22 protein-coding genes are annotated in these 22,297 nt (G+C 71.9%); 12 read left to right on the top strand and 10 right to left on the bottom strand.

All coding sequences use genetic code 11. The annotated features are described in order from the left end of the window. The first annotated feature begins 263 nt into the window (after positions 1-263). From ACZ4EF_RS05315 to ACZ4EF_RS05305, 3 genes are all read left to right on the top strand, one after another. A complete protein-coding gene (locus tag ACZ4EF_RS05315) occupies positions 264-914 on the top strand; it encodes a TetR family transcriptional regulator (protein ID WP_391047302.1) in 651 nt (216 codons plus the stop codon). 381 nt (positions 915-1,295) lie between these two features. After that, entirely contained in the window at positions 1,296-2,150 is an 855-nt protein-coding gene (locus ACZ4EF_RS05310; protein ID WP_188285066.1) for a helix-turn-helix domain-containing protein, read from the top strand. An 11-nt stretch (positions 2,151-2,161) separates the two neighbouring features. After that, a complete protein-coding gene (locus ACZ4EF_RS05305; protein ID WP_188285067.1) occupies positions 2,162-2,347 on the top strand; it encodes a DUF397 domain-containing protein in 186 nt (61 codons plus the stop codon). 133 nt (positions 2,348-2,480) lie between these two features. Here the strand turns inward: ACZ4EF_RS05305 and ACZ4EF_RS05300 are convergent, their stop codons facing one another. Both ACZ4EF_RS05300 and ACZ4EF_RS05295 read right to left on the bottom strand, forming a co-directional pair. After that, positions 2,481-2,717 (bottom strand): ferredoxin, encoded by a 237-nt coding sequence (locus ACZ4EF_RS05300; protein WP_355345411.1) that lies wholly within the window; start codon positions 2,715-2,717, stop codon positions 2,481-2,483. Further along, positions 2,717-4,258 carry an aldehyde dehydrogenase gene (locus ACZ4EF_RS05295; protein WP_467345513.1) on the bottom strand — a complete coding sequence of 514 codons (1,542 nt, stop codon included), beginning with the start codon at positions 4,256-4,258 and terminating at the stop codon, positions 2,717-2,719. Before ACZ4EF_RS05295 ends, ACZ4EF_RS05300 begins: the two co-directional genes overlap by 1 nt. 132 nt (positions 4,259-4,390) lie before the next feature. Between ACZ4EF_RS05295 and ACZ4EF_RS05290 the strand changes: the two genes are divergently transcribed. Continuing rightward, positions 4,391-5,431 carry an MBL fold metallo-hydrolase gene (locus tag ACZ4EF_RS05290; protein ID WP_401304233.1) on the top strand — a complete coding sequence of 347 codons (1,041 nt, stop codon included), beginning with the start codon at positions 4,391-4,393 and terminating at the stop codon, positions 5,429-5,431. A gap of 29 nt (positions 5,432-5,460) precedes the next feature. Continuing rightward, positions 5,461-5,736: a hypothetical protein gene (locus ACZ4EF_RS05285; protein ID WP_391047311.1), complete on the top strand. Its 276-nt coding sequence runs from the start codon at positions 5,461-5,463 to the stop codon at positions 5,734-5,736. Between the two features lie 30 nt (positions 5,737-5,766). On the opposite strand, the gene ACZ4EF_RS05280 is transcribed toward ACZ4EF_RS05285, so the two are convergent. Next, on the bottom strand, positions 5,767-6,936 hold the full coding sequence (locus ACZ4EF_RS05280; protein WP_391160155.1) for a steroid 3-ketoacyl-CoA thiolase: 1,170 nt from the start codon (positions 6,934-6,936) through the stop codon (positions 5,767-5,769). A 222-nt stretch (positions 6,937-7,158) separates the two neighbouring features. On the opposite strand from ACZ4EF_RS05280, the gene ACZ4EF_RS05275 reads away from it, so the two are divergent. Continuing rightward, positions 7,159-8,406, top strand: a complete 1,248-nt coding sequence (locus tag ACZ4EF_RS05275; protein ID WP_391116527.1) for a cytochrome P450 — start codon at positions 7,159-7,161, stop codon at positions 8,404-8,406. A 100-nt stretch (positions 8,407-8,506) separates the two neighbouring features. On the opposite strand, the gene ACZ4EF_RS05270 is transcribed toward ACZ4EF_RS05275, so the two are convergent. From ACZ4EF_RS05270 to ACZ4EF_RS05260, 3 genes are all read right to left on the bottom strand, one after another. Next, positions 8,507-9,577: a hypothetical protein gene (locus ACZ4EF_RS05270; RefSeq protein ID WP_467502846.1), complete on the bottom strand. Its 1,071-nt coding sequence runs from the start codon at positions 9,575-9,577 to the stop codon at positions 8,507-8,509. Positions 9,578-9,676: 99 nt separating this feature from the next. Continuing rightward, positions 9,677-10,429, bottom strand: coding sequence for a hypothetical protein (locus tag ACZ4EF_RS05265; protein ID WP_355345432.1), 753 nt, complete (start codon positions 10,427-10,429; stop codon positions 9,677-9,679). A gap of 110 nt (positions 10,430-10,539) precedes the next feature. Next, positions 10,540-12,606: an MDR family MFS transporter gene (locus tag ACZ4EF_RS05260; RefSeq protein ID WP_401715220.1), complete on the bottom strand. Its 2,067-nt coding sequence runs from the start codon at positions 12,604-12,606 to the stop codon at positions 10,540-10,542. A gap of 183 nt (positions 12,607-12,789) precedes the next feature. On the opposite strand from ACZ4EF_RS05260, the gene ACZ4EF_RS05255 reads away from it, so the two are divergent. From ACZ4EF_RS05255 to ACZ4EF_RS05245, 3 genes are all read left to right on the top strand, one after another. Continuing rightward, on the top strand, positions 12,790-13,956 hold the full coding sequence (locus ACZ4EF_RS05255) for a peptidoglycan-binding domain-containing protein (RefSeq protein ID WP_467502844.1): 1,167 nt from the start codon (positions 12,790-12,792) through the stop codon (positions 13,954-13,956). Positions 13,957-14,601: 645 nt separating this feature from the next. Then, positions 14,602-15,180, top strand: a complete 579-nt coding sequence (locus tag ACZ4EF_RS05250; RefSeq protein WP_467502843.1) for a hypothetical protein — start codon at positions 14,602-14,604, stop codon at positions 15,178-15,180. Positions 15,181-15,289: 109 nt separating this feature from the next. Then, positions 15,290-15,940 (top strand): HAD-IA family hydrolase, encoded by a 651-nt coding sequence (locus ACZ4EF_RS05245; protein ID WP_467502842.1) that lies wholly within the window; start codon positions 15,290-15,292, stop codon positions 15,938-15,940. A gap of 154 nt (positions 15,941-16,094) precedes the next feature. On the opposite strand, the gene ACZ4EF_RS05240 is transcribed toward ACZ4EF_RS05245, so the two are convergent. Both ACZ4EF_RS05240 and ACZ4EF_RS05235 read right to left on the bottom strand, forming a co-directional pair. Continuing rightward, entirely contained in the window at positions 16,095-16,676 is a 582-nt protein-coding gene (locus ACZ4EF_RS05240; RefSeq protein ID WP_355349992.1) for a TMEM165/GDT1 family protein, read from the bottom strand. Between the two features lie 314 nt (positions 16,677-16,990). Then, positions 16,991-17,764, bottom strand: a complete 774-nt coding sequence (locus ACZ4EF_RS05235; RefSeq protein WP_355350004.1) for an ABC transporter permease — start codon at positions 17,762-17,764, stop codon at positions 16,991-16,993. Positions 17,765-18,165: 401 nt separating this feature from the next. Between ACZ4EF_RS05235 and ACZ4EF_RS05230 the strand changes: the two genes are divergently transcribed. Then, entirely contained in the window at positions 18,166-18,846 is a 681-nt protein-coding gene (locus tag ACZ4EF_RS05230; RefSeq protein WP_467502840.1) for a DedA family protein, read from the top strand. 78 nt (positions 18,847-18,924) lie between these two features. Here the strand turns inward: ACZ4EF_RS05230 and ACZ4EF_RS05225 are convergent, their stop codons facing one another. Beyond that, the gene (locus ACZ4EF_RS05225; RefSeq protein ID WP_188285091.1) at positions 18,925-19,110 is read right to left on the bottom strand and encodes a hypothetical protein; all 186 of its coding nucleotides are present in this window, start codon (positions 19,108-19,110) and stop codon (positions 18,925-18,927) included. A 267-nt stretch (positions 19,111-19,377) separates the two neighbouring features. Between ACZ4EF_RS05225 and ACZ4EF_RS05220 the strand changes: the two genes are divergently transcribed. Continuing rightward, entirely contained in the window at positions 19,378-20,799 is a 1,422-nt protein-coding gene (locus tag ACZ4EF_RS05220; RefSeq protein WP_355349985.1) for a family 2B encapsulin nanocompartment shell protein, read from the top strand. 137 nt (positions 20,800-20,936) lie between these two features. Here the strand turns inward: ACZ4EF_RS05220 and ACZ4EF_RS05215 are convergent, their stop codons facing one another. Further along, the gene (locus ACZ4EF_RS05215) at positions 20,937-21,695 is read right to left on the bottom strand and encodes a bestrophin-like domain (protein WP_391047327.1); all 759 of its coding nucleotides are present in this window, start codon (positions 21,693-21,695) and stop codon (positions 20,937-20,939) included. Between the two features lie 106 nt (positions 21,696-21,801). On the opposite strand from ACZ4EF_RS05215, the gene ACZ4EF_RS05210 reads away from it, so the two are divergent. Then, a complete protein-coding gene (locus ACZ4EF_RS05210; RefSeq protein WP_355349979.1) occupies positions 21,802-22,035 on the top strand; it encodes a hypothetical protein in 234 nt (77 codons plus the stop codon). Positions 22,036-22,297 lie beyond the last annotated feature (262 nt).

Here is a 22,297-nt window from a genome sequence, read left to right as displayed (position 1 = left end):
GCGATTGAGCCGGAGCGTAACCGCTGTCGCGCTAATCTAGAACAAGTTTCAGACTTGATGGTACAGAAAGCCAGTCCACCGGCCGCCGGACGGTCGGATCACGCCGCCGGGGGCGGGGCCCGGTGCGGGCCGAGGGTGACTCGCACCACGTCACCCGCCCTGCCATCATGCACGCAGCGCGGGACACCGGCGGCACGGGCCGACCGGCCCGCGGACCGGCACGCAAACGGGTACGGGAACGGGAACGGCACGGGATGGGACACATGAGCACTGACTCCAAGCCGTCCAGCCCGCCGCTCCCGCGCGTACCGCCGCACTCCCCCGCGCCGCACTCGCCGCCGCTGACGGAGCGGCAGGAGGCCCGGCGCCGCCGCATCCTGCACACCAGCGCGCAGCTCGCCTGCCGGGGCGGTTTCGACGCCGTGCAGATGCGGGAGGTCGCCGAGACCTCGGGCGTCGCGCTCGGCACGCTCTACCGCTACTTCCCCTCCAAGATCCATCTGCTGGTCGCGACCATGCAGGACCAGCTAGGGCAGTTGCACGGGACGCTGCGCAAGCGGCCCCCGGTGGCGGCCGAGCCGGCCGACCGGGTCGCGGAGACCTTGATGCGGGCCTTCCGCGCGATGCAGCGCGAGCCGCATCTGGCCGACGCGATGGTGCGCGCCCTCACCTTCGCCGACCGTTCGGTCAGCGCCGAGGTCGACACCGTCTCGCGGCTGACCACGGCGATCATCCTGGACGCGATGGGCCTGGACGCGCCCCCCACGGCCGAGCAGCTCTCGGCCGTCCGGGTCATCGAGCACACCTGGCACTCCGCGCTGGTCACCTGGCTCTCCGGCCGGGCCTCGATCGCCCAGGTGAAGATCGACATCCAGACGGTCTGCCGTCTGATCGACCTGACGTCCCCCGAGTAGCGCCCGCGCGGGCGCGGCCCGGCGCGCTCCCGGCCGAGGGTCACGGGCGAAGATCACGGATGAAGATCACGGGCGAAGATCACGACCGTGGCTGGCCGCCACCGCCCGGCGACCGGGGCCCCACGACCCCTTCACGGGAACTTCACCGGGCCCTCGCCGACCCGTCGCCCGTCGTACCGTCGGAGCGGGATCGCCGGTAACCGGATACCCGGTCAACACACTTACACCTCAAGGGAGTTGACTGTCCGCGTGCGCGTAAGCGCGCGCAGCATATGGGGCAATAATGCCCCACTGCAACCTTGTCTCCGAAATTTCCAGAAACGATCTGGACCCCGCGTGAGCGGAACGGCAGACTCGGAACCACCATTCAGAAGGGACACCATGCCGCTCAGAAGCACCGCAACCGCCCGCCAGGAGCGCCTCGGTGCGGAGCTACGGAAAATGCGGGAAGCCGCAGCGATCACCGCGCGGGACACCGCGCGGCTGCTCGGCACCGACCCGGCGAAGGTGAGCCACATCGAGGCCGGGCGGCTCGGCGTGAGCGAGGAGCGGTTACGCAGACTCGCGGCGTTCTACGAGTGCGGCGACACCGCGCTGATCGACGCGCTCGTGGTCATGGCCAACAGCCAGGGCCGCAAGGGCTGGTGGGAGACCTACCGCGGCGTCGTACCGGCCGGGCTGCTGGACATCGCCGAGCTCGAACACCACGCCACCCGGCTCCGTACCATCCAGATCACCCACATTCCGGGTGTGTTCCAGACCGAGGACTACACCCGCACGGTCTTCGGCTACGCCATCCCGCCGTTGCCGGACAACGAGCTGGAGGCGCGGGTGGCCCAGCGCATGGAGCGTTCGGGAGTGCTCTACCGGGAGACGGCGCCGCCGTACGAGGCGCTGATCCACGAGGCCGCGCTGCGTATGCGGTTCGGCGGCGGGAAGGTGGCGCGCGCCCAGCTCGAACACATCCAGGAGCTGAGCCATCTGCCGCACATCAGCGTGCGGGTGATCCCCTTCGCGGTGGACGGTCACATAGGTTCCGGCCACGCGATGCTCTACGCGAGCGGTCCGGTACGGCCGCTCGACACCGTTCAGATCGACTCCGCACACGGCATCAGCTTTCTGCACGCGGCACCGCATCTGTCCAATTACCGCGTGCTCTACAACACTCTCGCGGAGGTTGCGCTGGATCAGTCCCGGTCACGGGACTTCATCCGCGACATCTCCCAAGACCTCTGAAAGGCCCGCCGATGATCGCGCCCGCGCCGCTCGTTTGGCAGAAGTCCACGTACTCGCAGGAACAGGGCGAGTGCGTCGAGCTGGCCGAGGACGGCGGCGCGGTCCTGCTCCGCGAGAGCGACGACCCAGGGGTCGTGCTGTGTACGACGCCGACCGCGCTGGCCCGCTTTCTGCGGGCCATCAAGCGCGGCGGGTGAGGCGGGGACGGTTCCGGGCCGCCGCGCCCGGTCCGGGCCAGTCCGGCCCGGCCCGGCCCGGCCCGCAAGGGTGACGACGGGTAGCCCGGCCGGGTGATTCCGGCCGGGCGGGCTGTTCACACCGTCCGTCCGGTCACTCCTCCGGCGGGAAGACCGGCTCTCCCGACCCCTGCACGGTCAGGGTGATGGCCTCCACCGGGCAGCTCTCGGCCGCCGCGAGGAGGCCCTCCGAGGCGTCCGCCTCCGCCTCCACCGCGCGGGACTGGCGGGGCACGCCGCCCAGCACGAAGGCGCCGGGGGCGCCGATCGCGCACAGTCCCGAGCCGATGCAGACGGAGCGGTCCACGTCCACGTGCCAGCGGTCGCCCATCAGTCGGTGCCGCCCGCCGTGCCGCCCGCCGTGCCCGCTGCCCCGGCGGCCTCCCGCGCCGGGGCGGCCGGGTAGTCGGCCGGGAGGTGGATCATCTTGTGCTCCAGGTACTCGCTGAACCCCTCGGGCCCGAACTCCCGCCCGAGACCTGAGTCCTTGTAGCCGCCGAAGGGGCCGAGCATGTCAAGGCTGAAGGTGTTGACGGAGTACGTGCCGGTACGCACCTGGCGCGCGATGTCGATGCCGTGCTCGGTGTCGGAGGTCCACACGCTGCCGGACAGCCCGTAGTCGGAGTCGTTGGCGATGCGTACGGCGTCGGCCTCGTCGTCGTACGGCAGCAGGCAGATCACCGGGCCGAAGATCTCCTCGCGGGCGATCCGCATCCCCGGCGCGACGTCGCCGAACAGCGTCGGCTCGACGTACCAGCCGGTGTCCAGGCCGCTCGGCCGGCCGCCGCCGGTCAGCACCTTGGCGCCCTCGCGCTGGCCGATCGCGATGTAGTCCAGGGAGCGCTGCCGCTGGCGTTCCGCGACCAGCGGGCCGACCTCGGTGGCCGGGTCCAGCGGGTCGCCGACCACCAGCGCGGAGGCCGCCGCCGCCAGCCGCTCGGCGATCTCGTCGTAGTGGGTACGGGGGGCCAGGACGCGGGTCTGGGCCACGCACGCCTGGCCGTTGTTCATCCACGCGTTGGGCACGATCCCGGCGACGGCCGCCGTCAGGTCCGCGTCCGGCAGGATCACGGCCGCCGACTTGCCGCCCAACTCCAGTGTCACGCGCGTGAGATGGCGCGCGGCCACCTCCATCACCCGCTTGCCCGCCGCGACCGAGCCGGTGAACGACACCTTGTCCACGCCGGGGTGGCCGACCAGGTACTCGCTGACCTCGCGTCCGGCGGGCACGATGTTCAGCACCCCGTCAGGCAGCCCGGCCTCCCGCGCGATCTCCGCCAGCAGATACGCGTCGAGCGGCGACTCAGGCGACGGCTTGAGCACCGCCGTGCACCCGGCGAGCAGCGCGGGCCCGAGCTTCGCCGCCGCCGTGAACTGCGGTACGTTCCACGGCACCACGGCCGCGACGACGCCGACCGGCTCGCGCCGTACCAGGATCGGCCCGAGCGCTCCGGCCCGCCGCTCCTCGTAACGGAAGTCGCGCGCCACGGTGATCGCGGCGTCCCAGACCATCATCGCGCCGAGCGCCTGGGCCAGGACGCTCCAGGAGACCGGTGAGCCGTTCTCCCGGCTGATCAGCCGGGCTATCTCCTCGTGCCTGACCAGGACGGCGTCCTTGATCCGGCCGACGACCTCGATCCGTTCCGCCAACGTCGAGCGGGGCCAGGGCCCTTCGTCGAACGCGGTGCGGGCCGCCGCCACCGCCCGGTCCACATCCGCCCGCGACGCGTGCGGCACCCGTCCGAACACCCGCTCCGTGTGCGGCGACACGACCTCGATCGTCCCCCCGTCCCCCGCCGGATCGACGAACGCCCCTCCGATGAACAGCTTTCCGTGCTCGATGAAGTCGGAACCAGGACCGGGATCGTTCATCGCTGTCGCCTCCGCCGCTCTCGCTGTCTCCGCTCGAACCATTTCTGACGCTCAGTCAGAACTGATACCAGTTCTCGTTATAGTGGGCAATGGACGCGGCACGCCCGGCGGCGGCCGGAGAGGAGCCATCCCATGGCGGACCACGGCACGGCCGGCCGGCGGCAGGAGCGGGGGCGGGTGGTCGACCACGGCGGCGGGGTGTGGAGCGTGCCGGTGCCGATTCCCGACAACCCGCTCGGGTACACGCTGGTGCACCTGCTCGACACCGACGACGGGCCGGTGCTGGTGGACAGCGGGTGGGACCATCCGGACTCGTTCGCGGCGCTGGAGCGCGGGCTGCGGGAAGCGGGCACGTCGGTGGGTGACGTCCTGGGAGTGCTGGTGACGCACCACCATCCCGACCACCACGGGCTGAGCGCGCGGGTGCGGGAGGCGTCGGGGGCGTGGATCGCGATGCACGCGGCCGACATCGACGTGGTGCGGCGCACGCGGGAGGCCGAGCCGGGTGTGTGGGTGGAGTACCTGCTGGCGCGGCTGGCGGCGGCGGGCGCGCCCGAGGAGCACCTGGCGCCGCTGCGCGAGTACGGCGGGCAGGCGCTGCCGGGACGGCCGCCCGCGCTGCCGGACCGCGAGATCGTCCCCGGCGAGCGGCTGCCGCTGGCGGGCCGCCGGCTGCGCGCGGTGTGGACGCCAGGACACACGCCGGGGCACGTCTGCCTGTATCTGGAGGAGAGCCGCCGGCTGTTCTCCGGTGACCACCTCCTGCCGGAGATCTCGCCGCACATCGGCCTGTACGAGGACCCGGACGCCGTCGTCGAGACCGACCCGCTCGGCGACTACCTCGACTCGCTCGAACGCATCGCCCGCCTGGCCCCCGCCCAGGTGCTCCCGGCGCACCAGTACGCCTTCGCGGGCGCCGCCGGCCGGGTCGGCGAGCTCCTGGAGCACCACGCCGCGCGCCTGGCCGAGCTCCTCGCCCTCATCACCCCCGGCCCCCGCACCCCCTGGCAGCTCGCCGAGGCGCTGCCCTGGAACCGTCCCTGGTCGCGCATCCCCGCGTCCTCGCGGACCATCGCCGTCTCCGAGACCGAGGCGCATCTGCGGCGGCTGACCAAGGCGGGGCGCGCCGAGCCCGTGCCGGGGTCCGACCCGGTGACGTACCGGGCCGTATAGCGCGGCACCGGGACGTTAGGGTGTTCCTCATGCTCCTGCGCCGCCGCGCCACCACCGTGGCCACCGTCGCCGTCCTGGCACTGGCCGCCCTGACGGCGGCGCCGTCCGCCGTCGCCGCGTCGCCCGACACGCGGTCGCGCGTGACGGCGGCGAGCGCGACGGCCTCGCCCAGCCCGACCGGCGACACGAAGAAGGACGGCGGATCGGCGGGCACCAGTACGTGGCTGATCGTCAGCATCTTCTTCGTCGCGAGCGTCGGCGTGGGCTTCCTGCTCAGCGGCCGCAAGGGCCGCAGGCAGCGCTGACCCCCGCGCGGGGCTCGTCCGGGCGGTGCTTCACAGCCGCTGGATGATCGTGCCCGTGGCGAGCGCGCCGCCCGCGCACATCGTGATCAGGGCGAACTCCTTGTCGGCGCGCTCCAGTTCGTGCAGCGCGGTGGTGATCAGCCGGGCGCCGGTGGCGCCGACGGGGTGGCCGAGCGCGATGGCGCCGCCGTTGACGTTGACCTTTTCGAGGTCCTGGTCGAAGACCTGGGCCCAGGACAGGACGACGGAGGCGAAGGCTTCGTTGATCTCGACGACGTCGATGTCCCGCAGCGTCATCCCGGCCTTGCCGAGGACGGCGCGAGTGGCGTCGACGGGTCCGTCGAGGTGGAAGTGCGGGTCGGAGCCGACCAGGGCCTGGGCGACGATCCGGGCGCGGGGGCGCAGGTGCAGGGCGCGGGCCATCTTCTTGGAGGCCCACATCACGGCGGAGGCGCCGTCGGAGATCTGCGAGGAGTTCCCCGCGGTGTGGACGGCGGTGGGCATGACGGGCTTGAGCCCGGCGAGCCCGTCCATGGTGGTGTCCCGCGGGCCCTGGTCGCGGTCGACCAGCCGCCACATGCCGAGCCCGGCGTGCTGCTCGACCTCGGTGGTGGGCACCTGGACGGCGAAGGTCTCGCGCTTGAAGCGCTCCTCGGCCCAGGCGCGGGCGGCGCGTTCCTGCGAGATGAGGCCGAGCCGGTCGACGTGCTCGCGGGTGAGTCCGCGGCGGCGGGCGATCCGTTCGGCGGCCTCGAACTGGTTGGGCAGGTCGACGTTCCACTCGTCGGGGAACGGCTTGCCGGGCCCGTGCTTGGAGCCGCTGCCCAGCGGCACCCGCGACATGGCCTCGACTCCGCAGCCGATGCCGATGTCGATGACGCCCGCGGCGACCATGTTGGCCACCATGTGGTTGGCCTGCTGCGAGGACCCGCACTGACAGTCGACGGTGGTCGCGGCGGTCTCGTAGGGCAGGCCGACGGCGAGCCAGGCGTTGCGCGCGGGGTTCATGGACTGTTCCCCGGCGTGGGTGACGGTGCCGCCGACGATCTGCTCGACGGCGTCGGCCTGGATGCCGGTGCGGCCGAGCAGTTCGCGGTAGGTCTCGCCGAGCAGATAGGCGGGGTGGAGGTTGGCGAGCGCGCCGCCGCGCTTGCCGATCGGGGTGCGTACGGCTTCGACGATGACGGGTTCAGCGGCCATGAAGCTCGTCCTCTTCTCAACTAAACTAGTACGCGTTCTAGTTCTTCCCGCAGTCTTATTACCCGCGGTACGGCGCGCGCAAGAGTCGCGCACGGCCCACGTCGTTCCCGTACGTGATCCACACGCCCGCGGCCCTTGCGACTTGTGGAACTCGTTACTACCTTCGGTCGTATATCTGATGGACCGTCAGACAACTTATGACACGTCAGACCTGGAGTGCCGATGCCCTGTCCCGCGCTTCCCGAAGGCTTCGACTTCACCGATCCGGACGTCTACCAGGACCGCGTCCCCCTCCCGGAACTGGCCGAACTCCGGCGGACTGCCCCGGTGTGGTGGAACGCCCAGCCGCACAACACCGCGGGTTTCGGAGACGACGGCTACTGGGTGGTGACCCGGCACGCGGACGTCAAGGCGGTGTCGACCAACCCGGAGGTCTTCTCCTCGTACACCAACACCGCGATCATCCGCTTCAACGACCGGATCAGCCGCGACCAGATCGACGTGCAGCGCTTCATCATGCTCAACATGGACCCGCCCGAGCACACCCGGCTGCGGCAGATCGTCCAGCGCGGCTTCACCCCGCGGGCGATACGGGCCCTGGAGGACGCGCTGCGGGCCCGCGCCCAGCGGATCGTGACCGGCGCGGCGGAGGCGGGCCGGGGGAACTTCGTCACCGACGTCGCGTGCGAACTCCCGCTCCAGGCCATCGCCGAACTCATCGGCGTGCCGCAGGACGACCGGCTCAAGCTCTTCGACTGGTCGAACAAGATGGCCGCGTACGACGACCCGGAACTCGCCATCACCGAGGAGATCGGCGCCGAGTCGGCGATGGAGCTGATCTCCTACGCGATGAACATGGCCGCCGCCCGCAAGCAGTGCCCGGCCGCCGACATCGTCAGCAAACTCGTCGCCGCGTCCGACGAAGGCAGCCTGACCTCCGACGAGTTCGGCTTCTTCGTGCTCGTGCTGACCGTCGCGGGCAACGAGACGACGCGCAACGCCATCACCCACGGCATGCACGCGTTCCTGACCCACCCCGAGCAGTGGGAGCTGTTCAAGGAGCGGCGCCCGGACACGACATCGGACGAGATCGTCCGCTGGGCGACCCCGATCGTGTCCTTCCAGCGCACCGCCACCCGGGACACCGAACTCGGCGGCGCGAAGATCAAGGCGGGCGACCGGGTGGGGATGTTCTACTCCTCCGCCAACAACGACCCCGAAGTCTTCGACGACCCGGGCACGTTCGACATCCTGCGCGATCCCAACCCGCACCTCGGGTACGGCGGCGGGGGCCCGCACTACTGCCTCGGCGCGAATCTCGCCAAGCTGGAGATCAACCTGATGTTCAACGCCATCGCCGACAATCTGCCGGACATCCGGCTGCTCGGCGACCCGCGGCGGCTGCGCTCGGCGTGGATCAACGGGGTCAAGGAACTGCGAGTCGACTACGGGGGCCCTCACCGTAGGTGAGAGCCCCCGTCCGTCCGCTGTCGTCAGCCGTCGGCCGCGCGCCTGCGCCCGCGCGCGGTCCGGTCCGGCTCCGGCTCCGGCTCCGGCTCCGGCTCCGGCGTCAGATGCCGGTCGTCAGCAACTGCCGTGTCATGTCGCGGTACTTGGTGAGCGCGATCCGCAACTCCTCGGTCCCGGTGCCGTCGCTTCCGTCGTCACCGTGCCACGACCCGCGCAGCGCGGTGCGCCGCTCCTCCAGCAACCGGGTCAGCCGCGCCGCGGCCTCGTCCAGTACGGCGTCCGCCTCGCGCACGGCGCGCTTCGGGTCGTCCACGAAGCCGCCGACCGCGCGGTCCATCCGCCGGCTCAGCCGGTCCACTTCCTCGGCCCCGCCGTCGGCCGCACCGGACGTGCCGTCCGTCGCGGTCGTGGACGTGTCCGTGTGCGCGGACGTGTCCGTACGTGCGGACTCAGACGTGGAGGTGTCCGTACGTATGGACGCGGGCGTGGACGTGTCCGTACGCGTGGCCGTGGTCTCCGTCTCGGAGGCGGTGCCGGGCTTGGTGGCGAACGCCGAGGTCCCGGTGCCGGGACCGGACGTGCGCTCGGCCTCCGGCTCGGTCGCGGTGGTCCCGGTCGTCGACTCGGCGGGCGTACGCGGCGCCGGTACGGACGTGCTCGCGCTGGTACCCGTACCCGTGCCGGTCGTCGCCCGCCCGGTGTCGGAGCCGGAGGTCCCGGCAGCCTCAGCGGTTTCGGCGGCCTCAGCGGTCTCGGAGGACTTGGAGGCCCCCGAGGTCCAACGGGCCGATGTGCCCGAGCCGGTGGAGGAAGCCGCTTCGGGCTCCTTCTCCCGCTGTTCGGAGAACTCGGACCTGTCCAGTCTGCCGGGCCTGTCGGTCCCGGACGACGCCTTGGAGGCGGCCCGGCTCCCGGTGCCGGTCTCGGCCTTGTCGGCCTCGGACTCGGACTCGGACCCGGTCCCAGTGCCGGTCCCGGTCCCGGTCCCGTACGTGGTCGTCCGGGTCTTGCCGGACCCGATCCTGTCCGTGCCGTTGCGCTCCGTGCCGGTCCGGTCCGCGCTGCTGCGGTCCGTGCCGGTCCTGTCGGTGCCGGTCGCGGCCTTCTCCGCCTCGGTCTTCTCGGCCTCGGCCCGGTCGGTACCGGTCTTCTCGGTGTCGCGGTCACTCATCGCTTCATCTCCCTGTCCGTGGTCCTGCTGAGCCGACTCGTCCGGCCGGCGCAGGGTGGTGCACCCCGCTTGGGGGGTCGAGCGGCGCCCAGCCGAACGTCACAGACGTTCGTCCGCGTCGTCGTGCTCCCGCCGCCCGCCGCTAAGGGCCGCGAACCGGCCGCCGAGCGCACCGCGCCGACCGCCCGCCTTCGCGTCCTCGTCGGCCGCGGCGTCGTGCTCCACGACGGGCTCGTCGGCCTCGTCAGCCCGCTCCGTGGTGTTCTTCGTTCCGCGCGCGCTCTCGGTCATCAGCTCGTCGAAGAGCCCTCGCGCGCCCAGCAGCGCCTTGCGCAGGTCTTCCGTGGACTGCCGCTTCTGCGGCGCCGCGGAACCGGGGGCCCCTACGGAGTCGACCAGCGTGTGGGCCTGGCGGTAACCGTGCACCGCGTGCGGGTGGTGGACGGACAGCGCGTCGAAGTGCTCCGGCTCCCGCGCGGCCGGGAAGCCCCGGTCGGCGGCGATCTCGCCGATCAGCGCGTCGGCCTGGCCGACCGCCGCGACGGGCTCGTCCACGAACCGCGCCTGGAGCGCGGTCCAAGCGGCGGTGTACCGCTCCCGCTCCTGCTCGGAGACGGGTCGCAGTTCGAGGTCGCCGTGGCGCTTGACCCGCTCGGCGAGTTCCGCCCGGGTGGCCTTCACATCGCCGTCGTGCCGTTCGAGCACGCGGTCGTACTCGGGTCCGAAGCGATGCTTCAGCCGCGCTCCCGAACCCACACCTCCCGTACCGTCGCCCCTCATCACCAGGGTCGCGATCAGCGCCAGGACAATCAGCGCCACTACGACGATGGCTACAGTCGCTCCGGTGGACATGGCGTGCCTCCCGTTCCTACGGGTCGTCAGACAGTGACGTTCTCTCCCTGCTCGGCTTGCCACTGCCAGGCACCGCAAACGGACGGCTTCAGGACGACGGGCTCGAACCCTCAGGCCGGAGGCGTACCGCCGGCCGCCGGCTGGTGCCGCGTACGGCCCTCGGGGCGGTCCCCGTCGCCGCCGCACAGTTCGCCGCTCAGCTTCGTGACCAGGGCGGCCAGGTCGGCGTGGGCGGCCGGGTCCCAGTCGCCGAGCAGATCGGCGAGGACCGTGCGCCGCGCCTCGGTCAGGCGTCCGGCCAGCGCGTGTCCGGACGCGGTGAGGACCAGCGGACCGCCGTCGCGTACGGCGAAGCCGCGGGACAGCGACTCGTCGGCCGCCGCCTCGATGACCTCGGCGGGCACGGTGGTACGGGCGGCCAGCTCGACCGGGTCGCCCTCGCCGTCGTGGGCCAGCCGCAACAGCAGCCAGCTCGTGGCGGGGTGGATGTCGAGCCCGGCCAGACCGGTGATCCGGGTGTAGAGGTCGCGGCGGGCTTCCCGGCTGCCGAGCAGCGAAAGGCAGCGGGCGATCTCGTCGAGCGAGGACCGCTCTACCGGGTTGGTGCCGAGCGTCTCGCTGGCGTCCGGCACGGTCACCGTGCCCCGCAGCGGCTGCTCCTTGAGCAGCCACGCCAGCAGGAAGCCGACCAGCACGATCGGCACCGCCCACAGGAAGACGGTGGTGATCGAGTTCGAATACGCGTGCAGCACGGGCCCCTTCACGGCCGCGGGCAGCTTGCCGACCGCCGTCGGGTCGGCCTGGAACTGCGCCGGATTGACCCCGGCGGGCAGCGACTTGCCCGCGAAGGCCGATGTCAGCTCGTCGGAAAGGCGGTTGGCGAAGATCGTGCCGAACAGCGAGACGCCGAAGGACGCGCCGATGGAGCGGAAGAAGGTGGCGCCCGAGGTGGCCGAGCCCAGGTCCTCGTACCCGACGGCGTTCTGCACGGCCAGCACCAGCACCTGCATCACCAGGCCGAGACCGAGGCCGAAGACCAGGAAGTACAGGCTCATCACCCAGGTGCTGGTCGTCTCGTCCAGGGTGTGCAGCAGGACGAGTCCGACGGCGATGACGCCGGTGCCCGCGATCGGGAAGACCTTGTAGTGGCCGGTGCGGCTGACGATCTGCCCCGACACCGTGGACGACAGCAGCATGCCGATCACCATCGGGATCATGTGCACGCCGGACAGCGTGGGCGAGAAGCCGTGCACGACCTGGAGGAAGGTCGGCAGGAACGTCATCGCGCCGAACATCGCGAAGCCGATGATGAAGGAGATCACCGAGCAGAGCAGGAACGTACGGTTGCGGAACAGCTTCGGCGGCAGCACCGGCTCCTGCGCGCGGCGCTCGATCGCCACGAACAGCGCGATGAGGACGACTCCGGCGACCGCGAGGCCGATGATCCCGGCCGAACTCCACGCCCATGTGGTGCCGCCGAGCGAGGTCATCAGCACCAGGCAGGTCGCCGCTGCGGCGATCACCGCCATGCCGAGGTAGTCGATCCGGTGGGCCGTACGGCGGACCGGGATGTGCAGCACCGCGGCGATCACGGCGAGCGCGATGATCCCGATGGGGAGGTTGATGTAGAACACCCAGCGCCAGGAGAGCTGCTCGGTGAACACCCCGCCCAGCAGCGGCCCGAGGACGCTCGCCGCGCCGAACACCCCGCCGAACACGCCCTGGTAGCGACCGCGGTCGCGCGGCGGCACGATGTCGCCGACGATGGCCATCGACAGCACGATCAACCCGCCGCCGCCCAGGCCCTGGAGGGCCCGGAAGGCGATCAACTCGCCCATGTTCTGGGCGATTCCGCAGAGCACGGAGCCGATCAGGAAGATCACGATGACGGTCTGGAAGAGCCGCTTCCTGCCGTACATGTCGCCGAGCTTGCCCCACAGCGGGGTGGCCGCGGTCGACGCCAGCAGATAGGCCGTCACCACCCACGACAAGTGGTCGATGCCGCCCAGTTCGCTGACGATCGTGGGCAGCGCGGTGGACACGATGGTCTGGTCGAGGGCGGCCAGCAGCATGCCGAGCGCCAGGGCGCTGATCGCGATCCGCACCGCTCGCTTGTCCTGGTGCTGCCCCGGCTCTGCCGCCGCCGGGCCCGCGGCGGTCGTGGTGTCCTGGGCCATGGAACGGCTCCTCGCGTCATCCCCCGACGGTCGGAACCTTATATTCCCACCATTTGTACGACTTTGGCCTCCGATACTCGCCCACTTGTGCGGTCAGCGGGCTGCGCTCGCCGCCGGAGGTCGGCATAATCGGCACGTCTTTGCGAATATGCGAAATGCGAACGACGGCCGGGAGGGGAACCAGTGGCGCCGCAGCCGGACGCTGCCCGCGAGGTGGACGCCGAGGCGTCCTCGGCGGGGATACCGGTCGTGCCCGGGGTGCCGCACGCTTCGCCCGAGGTGACCGCCCCGCGGCCGCCGACGCCGCCGCCGAGCGAGCTGGTGCCGCCGGGGGCCCTGGTCACCTGGGACGACTCGGCCGAGCCGGGCCCGCCCGGCCTCCCCGGCGAGCAGGACGAGGGCGGGGAGACGCGGGCGGCGGAGCGTTCCGCCGCGCGGGCCGCCGCGCTCGCCGCCACCGAGGGCTTCCACCCGCTGCGGATGCGCCCCTACGTCGCCGAGCCGGACGGCGAGGCGGGCGAGACGACCGTACGGCCGCTGCTGGCGCCCGGCGACGGCGGTCCCGAGACCGCCGATGTCGGGCTGTTCGCCGCGCTGTACTCCGGCGTGGAGTACGCGCCGCGGGGGGACGCCGAGGCCGGGACCCCGGCCGCGTTCGCCGGGGCGGCGGCCGGGACGGGGCTGTACCAGGACCGGGGCAGGTACCGGCGCCGCAGACGGGGTCTGGTGGTGGCCGCGGCCGCGGTCGCCGCCTCCGCGCTGGCCGCGGGCGCCGTCGCCGTCACCGGACAGGTCATGGGCGACGAGCCGCGCACCGACCGGGCGCTGCCGCCGGACCGGACGTCCTCGATGCCGGACGTCGAGCTGCCGACGGAGTCCACCGCCGTCGTGGGCACCGTGGCCGTCGGCGCCCCGCGCCACACGCCCGCGCCGACCACGACCTCCGCCGCGCCGGTGGTGCCCGAGACCGCCACGGCGCCGCCGTCCCCTTCTACGACGGCTCCCGCCGCCACCGGCTCCACGCCGTCGGCCCCCGCCGCGCCCGCCACGACCGGCTCCACGCCGTCCGCGCCCACCGCACCGGCCGACCCGGCCCCCACCACGCCCCCCGTCACCCCGACCTCCCCCGCCTCCAAGATCCTCCAGCTCGGCGACACCGGCGCCGCCGTCTCCGATCTCCAGCAGCGGCTCCGCGACGTGTGGGTCTACCACGGCCACGTCAACGGCTCCTACGACCAAGGGGTTCGCGAGGCCGTCGCCATGTTCCAGATCTGGTACGGCGTCCGCGGCGACCCCATCGGCGTCTACGGCCCCCAAACCCGCACCACCCTCGAACACCAAACCAGCTAGCGCCGCTTTCCGAAGGTCGGGCGCCCCCTCAAGACCCCGGGCTCCGCCCCGACGCTCCCGCACGACACCACCCGCCCCAGCGTGTGCGCCGCGCTGGCGCAGGGCCTGCTTTTCAGGGGCGCGGGACTGTGTTTAATCTGCGGCTGCCGCCGCGTGGGCGCGCTCAGCCGAAGCGCTCCCGCACCTCACCACCCGCCCCAGCGGGGCAATCCGGTTGTCCCCGGACCACCGGCCGGTGGTGGGTTACCCGCGCCGTTCCCCGCGCCCCTGACGGGGCGCACCGCCTTTCGGCCGGACGGCGAGCCGATCTTTAAAGGGGCGCGGGGAACTGCGCGACAAGCCACGACGCTCCCGCACGTCACCACCCGCCCCAGCGGGGCAATCCGGTAGTCCCCGGACCACCGGCCGGTGAGGGCTGGCCGCGCCGTTCCCCGCGCCCCTGACGGGGCACACCCACTTCCGCCCAGGCGGCGAGCCGATCTTTAAAGGGGCGCGGGGAACTGCGCCACCAGCCACGACGCCCCCGCACGTCACCACCCGCCCCAGCGGGGCAGACCGGCTGTCCCCGGACCACCGGCCGGTGGGGGCTGGCCGGGCGGGCGAGGGCGGCGCCCCGCCGGGGGGTGGAGGTTCTAGGGTCGAGGGATGGTCACGCAGGCGTTCGGGGTCGCGGAGTTCCAGCTGGTGCTGCTGCGAAGAATGGCGGACCACCAACCGGAATTGGTGGACGAGGCGCTCCGGTCGCTGGGAGCGACACACGCCCAGGCGCGCGAGGCGCACAAGAAGTGGCAGGCGAGAGCCCACTCGCGCACATTCCCGACCGGTGAGCGGAGGTACAGGACGGCGCTGGGCCCTCCGGAGGCGGAGGAGGAGCGGCGGATCGGCGACCTGACGTGCCGGGCCCTGCGCTGGCCGACGCCCCTGTGGCCGGACCTGAGATTCGAGGTGCTGTGCGCACCGGGCGGCGGCTCGGCGGTGTGGAACGAGTGGCTGGTACGGGCCCCGGAAGCGCCCGCGCCAAGGCTGCGGGAGGTAGCCGACCTGACGCCGTGGTCGTGCACGGTGGACGACGCGGCCAGGGCCTTCCCGCCTGCGGAACCGCTGCCGCCGGACGCGCCGAGCCGTACCCGCGTGGCGCTGACACCGCCCGGCGGCGGCGCGAGGGTGGTCGCGCACTTCACATGGGGCCTGTTGCAGTACGTGGACCAGGGGGACTGGCGCTGAGCGCCCCACTTTTGTACCGTGAGGGAACAAAGTGGTTCCGCCCGCTTCCCTGACCGGCGGGCGGAACCACGTTGCCGTTGATCACCGATGTGCCGAGGAGCCCCAGAACATGCCCGTCCACTCCGCGAAAGCCCTGCTGCTGGACATGGACGGAACGCTGGTGAATTCGGACGCCGTCGTGGAGCGCTGCTGGCGCGCCTGGGCCGGCCGCCACGGCCTGGACGCCGACGCGGTGCTGAAGGTCGTGCACGGCCGCCAGGGCCACGCGACGATGGCCGTCCTGCTCCCCGACCGCCCGATGGCAGAGAACTACGCGGAGAACGCGCTGATGCTCGCCGAGGAGACCGCCGACACCGACGGTGTCGTGCAGGTGCCCGGTGCCACCGCCTTCCTGGCCTCGCTCGACGGCCGCCCGCACGCGTTGGTGACCTCGGCGAGCGAGGAACTGGCCACGACCAGGATGGCCGCCGCGGGCCTGCCGCTGCCGCCCGTCATGGTGACCGCGGAGCGGGTGAGCGCGAGCAAGCCGGACCCCGAGGGCTTTCTGAAGGGCGCGGCGGAGCTGGGCTTCGCGCCCGAGGACTGCGTGGTGTTCGAGGACGCCGAGGTCGGCATCGCGGCGGCGCGGGCCGCCGGAATGCGCGTGATCGGCGTCGGCCCGCGCGCCGCGGTCCACGCGCCCACCGCGCACGTCGACTCACTGGAGCGGGTGCGGGTCGAGGCCGTCGCGGACGGCGGCCTCCGTATCGTCGTCGACTGAGACGTACGGACGCGACATACGGACAAGACGCACAGCCGAGACGCACGCACGCGACGCACGCACGAGCCGTAGGGCCGTACGGGGCCGCGTGAAAACGAACGGGCCGGACCCTCGTCAGGGTCCGGCCCGCCGTGCCGTACGGCCCCGCGGAACGTCAGCCCGCGGCGGCCTCGTACAGGCTGAATCCGGCGAGCACCACCATCACAGCTGCCGCGATCTTCGTGATCAGCGCCAGCGGCACCCGCTTCATGAGCAGCCGCCCGCCGAAGATGCCCAGGGCCGCGACCGCCCACAGGCCGAGGACGGCGCCGATGCCGACCGAGACCGGGTCGTCGTAGCGGGCGGCGAGATTGGCGGTCATGATCTGCGTGAGGTCACCGAATTCGGCGACCAGGATGAGCATGAAGCCGGTGCCCGAGACCTTCCAGAAGCTCTGGTTGGCGGGCTCGCGCACCTCCTCCTCGTCGTCGCCCTTGGAGAAGAGCAGCATGGCCGCGCCGCCGAGGAAGAGCAGTCCGACCACGCCCTGGACCCAGCGGTGCGGCAGCAGGGTGAGCAGGCTGCCCGCGGCGATGGCGAGGGCGACGTGGACGACGAAGGCGGCGGCGACGCCCACGAAGACATACGAGGCGCGGTAGCGGGTGCCGAGCATGAGCCCGGCGAGCGCGGTCTTGTCGGGGAGTTCGGCAAGGAAGATCACGCCGAAGACGACGGCGATGACGGTCAGGCTGAGCACGGGGTCTGGTCCTCAATCGGTCGGGCGCCGCACCGAGAGATCCAGGGGAACGTCAAGCCGTATCTGAGATCACTTCGGCACGGCAGCGTCGGAACACTGCGGCCGAAGGTCTCGCTGGCGGGCTGTACGCGCATCGCGCGGCACATCCGCCTCCGGGCGCCGGCTCAGAACAGCGAACTGCGGCTGAACTGAGCAGTATGTCGACGGTCCGGCGAAGAGCTACTCCCCTTCTGCTCCGACGAGTCTACGCGACGCCCGAACGGGGTACCGCACCGCGAGGTCGCGGGGCCCGGTCCCCCGGTCCGAAGGCCCGGTCACAGGGCCGGAACGCGGGTGATGCGGCCCCGCGCGACCAATTCGAGGACGACGGAGACCGCGACCGCCTGGACGGCCATCAGCGCGATGAGGACGAAGAACTGCACGGCCCCGGCCGACACGGGGCTCGCGCCGCCCAGCAGCATGCCCACGAAGGCGCCGGGCAGGGTCACCAGGCCCACCGTCCTGGTCTGGTCGAGGCCGGGGACCAGCGCCCCGGAGGCGGCCGGTCTGGCGATCTCCAGGCGCGCGTCGCGGTCGGAGAAGCCCAGCGCCATCGCGGCCTCCACCTCGCCCGCGCGCAGCTTCAGCTCCTCCAGGGCGCGCCGCCCGCCGAGCACGGTGGCGGTGAGCGCGCCGCCGATGAGGATTCCGGCCACGGGGATGAGCGCGATCCCGTCGATCGGCACCAGGCCGGTCAGCACGAGCACGACGACCACCGGCAGCGCACCCGCCGCGACGGGCACCGCGGCCCACCACCAGGTGCGGTTGCGGGTGATCCGGCGCCCCGCGGTCCGCGACGCGACCGCGAACATCAGCGCCACGAAGCCCAGCAGCGCCGCCTGGTGCTTGACGACCCAGCCGATGAGGGCGGCGACCACCGCGAGCTGTACGGCCGCCCTGAGGCCCGCCAGGGCGATGCCGCGCGCGTAGTTGTCGTGCTCGTCGGCGAGTCTGGCGTACGCGGCGACCCCGGCGGCCGCCACGAGCAGCGCGGCGAGAACGAAGCCGAGGGTCTTGTCGACCGGCAGCAGGGAGGAATTCGAGGCCAGCGACGTGGACAGCGTCTCGTGGGTGGACACTGGAGGAGCGGGTGCGGAAGCCACAGCGTCACTGTAGGCGGGCGCCCGCCCGGCGCCCCCGCCGATTCCCGCGCGGATCGTACGGATTTCCGATCAGTTCTCTGATCAGCGATGAACGGTCCCGGCGGAAAGTATTCTCGTAGTGATGTCTACTACGTCACGTGCCCTCGCCGGTTCCGGCGGTGCCCCTTGGCGTACGCTGTACGGCTGACGGTGGATGAAGATCTTCGACCACCGGACAGCACCCCTTCAGGACCCGGTTCGACGAGGCGGAACGCCGACGGAGAGCCGGACAGCACGGCAAGTACGAGGTGCCCGGCATCAGACGGGCGCTCCACGGGTACGAATTCGGCCAAGGACGAGGAGGCGCGGTGCTGCAAGGCCTGGGCTCCCTTTTCGACTGGCCCTGGATCTACGTGCTCGTGGCGAGTTCCGTGATCCTCGACGTCTTCGTGCCGGTGCTGCCGAGCGGTGTGCTGGTGATCAGTGCCGCCACCGCCGGGACCGCCAGCTCACGCGACGACATGCTCGACGTCTTCGCGCTGCTGGTGTGCGCCGCCGTCGCGTCCTGCCTCGGCGACCTGCTGGCGTACCGGCTGGCCTTCCGCGGCGGGGAGTGGTTCGACCGTAGAGTGGCGTCCTCGCGGCGCCTGGCGGGCGCGCACGAACGGCTCGGACAGGTACTGCACCAGGGCGGCGGCGCCCTGGTGATCCTCGCCCGCTTCGCACCGGCCGGCCGCAGTGTGGTCAGCCTGGGCGCGGGCGCCGCCCGCCGCAGCCCGCGCGAGTTCCTGCCCTGGTCGGCGCTGGCCGGGGTCGCCTGGGCGACGTACAGCGTCGGACTCGGCTGGATCGGCGGCAAGTGGCTGGGCGCGAGCTGGCTCGGCACCCTGATGTCGTTCGTCGCGCTGCTGGGCGCCGGCGCCTTCGCCGCGTACGTCTTCCGCCGGGAGCGCCGCAGCGCGCTGGCCGCGGCGCTGGCCGCCGTGCCGCTCACCATCCCGCCGCAGGTGACGCCCCCGGACCGCGGCTCGGTCGTCGAGGCGCTGTAGCCGCCGCGGCCTCCGCGAGCGGTGGTTCCTGACCGCCGCGTGGCCGCCGCCTCACCTCGGGTGCGGTCCCGCACCCGGTCAGCGGCGACGACGCCGTCTGCTGGGGACCGCCCAGCCCGACCCGACGCCCGCCAGGTGCAGTGCGACGAAGACCAGTCCCGCGAGCAGCAGACTGATCGGCGTGAAGCCCGCGTCCGTGCTCGTGCTCGTGGCGTTGATGATGTACGCGATGGCGAAGATGACTGCCCCGATTGCGGCGAACATCCCGGACCTCCTGTAAGCCGGCCCTCGGGGCCGGCGGTGCTCGTGCGGTGCGGCGGCGCCAGGTGGCGTCCCCACCCACCGGTTGCCCCCGAACTCCCCCCTGACGCACACGGGTTCGAGCGCGCGCGGGGTCGCGCGCCCCGTGCGCCCCACCAAAAGCCGCGATCCGGATTTTCGGAAAGTATTCTCACTCGTTTCGGCAATAGGCAGCACTCTGCGTCACGGAAAGAATGAGGCCGTATCACCCGCTTACGGGAAGGACAGCACATGTCGGTTGATGCGGGCCAGGACACCGCACTCGGCAATCCGCACGACGACCAGGCGCGTACGAGTCTGGACACGTCGGCCGCCAGGAATCTGGCGACGACCACCAAGTCCGCCCCGCAGATGCAGGGCATTTCCTCCCGGTGGCTGCTGCGCGTACTGCCCTGGGTGCAGGTCAACGCGGGCACGTACCGGGTGAACCGCCGGCTGAGCTACTCGGTCGGCGACGGGCGCGTGACCTTCGTGAAGACGGGGTCCGAGGTCCGGGTGATCCCGCAGGAGCTGGGCGAGCTGGCCGCGCTGCGCTCGTTCAACGACGTCGGCGCGCTGACCGCGCTGGCGGACCGTTTCGTCCAGCGTGAATTCGCGCCGGGCGAGGTCATCGCCGAAGCCGGGACGCCCGCGGACACCGTCTATCTGCTGGCGCACGGCAAGGTCGAGAAGCTCGGCGAGGGATCGTACGGCGAGCCGACCCGGCTCGGAGTCCTCGCCGACGGCGACCACTTCGGCGACCAGGCGCTGCTCGGCGCCGACGGCGAGTGGGAGTACACGGCCCGCGCGGCCACCGTCACCACGGTGCTGGCCCTGCCCCGGCAGGAGCTCGAACCGCTGCTCGGACAGTCCGAGGCGCTGCGCACGCACCTGGAGGCGCACCGCGCGATCCCGCGGCAGCGGGTCAACAAGCGCGGTGAGGCCGCGATCGAGCTGGCGTCGGGCCACAAGGGCGAGGAAGCGCTGCCCGGCACCTACGTCGACTACGAGGTCAAGCCGCGCGAGTACGAGCTGAGCGTCGCCCAGACCGTGCTGCGCGTCCACAGCCGTGTCGCGGACCTCTACAACGAGCCGATGAACCAGACCGAGCAGCAACTCAAGCTCACCGTCGAGGCGTTGCGCGAGCGCCAGGAACACGAGCTGATCAACAACCCCGAGTTCGGGCTGCTGCACAACGCGGACTACGACCAGCGCATCCAGCCGCACGCGGGCCCGCCGCTCCCCGACGACCTCGACGAGCTGCTCAGCAGGCGCCGCGGCACCAAGTTCTTCCTCGCCCACCCGCGGGCCATCGCCGCCTTCGGCCGCGAGTGCACCAGGGCGGGCCTCTACCCCGACCCGGTGGAGGTGCACGGCCACACCGTTCCCGGCTGGCGCGGTGTGCCCATCCTGAGCTGCAACAAGATCCCGGTCAGCACCGCTCGTACCAGCGCGATCATCGCGGTCCGCAGCGGCGAGGACAACCAGGGCGTCATCGGTCTCAACCAGACCGGGCTGCCCGACGAGTACGAGCCGGGGCTCAACGTCCGTTTCATGGGTATCGACGACAAGGCGATCATCAGCTACCTCGTCAGCACGTACTTCTCCGCGGCCGTCCTGGTGCCCGACGCGCTCGGCATCCTGGAGAACGTGAACGTGTCCAACTGGCGCTGACCGCACGGCAGTTCTCCTGAAAACGGCTCCCCTGCCCGGCCTGGCAGGGGAGCCGCTTCGTTGTGTCCGCCGGTCGCGTTCCCAGCCGCGTCCGCCGTGCGCGTTCCCGGCCGTGTCCGCCGGGGCGCGCGCCCTGGTCAGCGGCGCAGTACGAGGTCCCGGAAGACGTCGGCGGAGACGGCGAGTCCGCCGCCGAAGGGATCGTCGAGGTCCCAGATCAGGAACAGCAGGAAGGCGATGAGCGCGCTGAACAGACCGGCGAGCAGCAACTCCTTCGGTGAGCGCCGGATCTGGAGGGTGAAGATCAGTCCGACCGTCACCAGCGCGCCGGTGATCAGGCCGAACCACACCATCCCCGGCATCGTCGCGCCCACGCTCTGGCTGCGCGACGTGCGGGCCTCGTCGACGGCGGCGACCTCGTCGACCAGCGGCTGGTACGCCTGGGCGCCGAGGTCGGACGTGGGCGCGTACTGCGAGACGTCCTTGCGGAGCGTGTCGAGCAACGCGTTGCCCCGCGGCTCCAGTTCGCCGTGGTTCTTCATGTACGGCCACTCCTTGTCGGCCACGAACGCCGCGTAGGCGTTCACGTCCGCGCGGATCCGGTCGCGTACGTCAACGGGATACACCTGCGCCCGCGCGCTCACCTCGTGCAACGCCTGTGCCTCGGCGAGGACTTCGGCCTGTGCCCCGCTCCTCCCCTCCCAGACACCGGCGATGGCCAGACCGAGCACGATCGCGTAGACCACGCCGATCATCATGACCATGTACTCGATGACGTCGGGTGTCTCCGACGGATCGTCGTCCTCGTGGACCTTGCGCGTACGCAGGACGACCACGCCGAGGACCACAGCGCAGACCGCGGCCATCGCGATCACCAGCGCCAACCACTGCGACATGCGGAAATCCCCCTTGTTTCACGTTCAGTTGTTCCTGCTGCGACCGGAGTTGGAGCCGGAGGAGCCGGGCCGCAGGACGGCGACGGCCAGCACGGCGGGCACGGTGGTGAGCATCATCGTGATCATCAGCGACCGGCGGTGCTCCTTCGGCGCCGCGACCGGCGCCGGCGCCTTCTCCGGCCAGTGCACCGCCACCGGGGCGGCGGGCGGCGCGGGTTGGGACCGCGGCACCGGCGCGGGAGCCGGTACGGGTGCGGCGGTGGGTACGGGCTGCGGTACGGGTGCGGGCGCCGGGGGCTTCGGCGCGGGTCTGGGACGTGGCGTCACCGCCGCTTTCTGACTCGGCGTGGGAGTCGGGGTCGGAGTGGGTGTCGGCGTGGGCGTGGGGGTCGGAGTGGGGGTCGGGGTCGGTGTGGGCGTAGGAGTCGGGGTGGGGGTGGGAGTCGGCGTGGGGGTGGGAGTCGGCGTGGGGGTCGGTGTCGGGGTCGGGCACGGCTTCGGATGGTGGTGGTGGCGGTGGCAGAGCCACGTCCAGGGCCACTGGTCCGGCCAGTACCCGCACCAGGGCACATACGGGTCGGGGTGGTGGTAACCGGGCCCGT

It is taken from the genome of Streptomyces sp. NPDC025721 (assembly GCF_055558595.1).
Note: the sequence above shows the minus strand (reverse complement) of the source record. Positions and strands in the feature narration are given on the sequence as shown.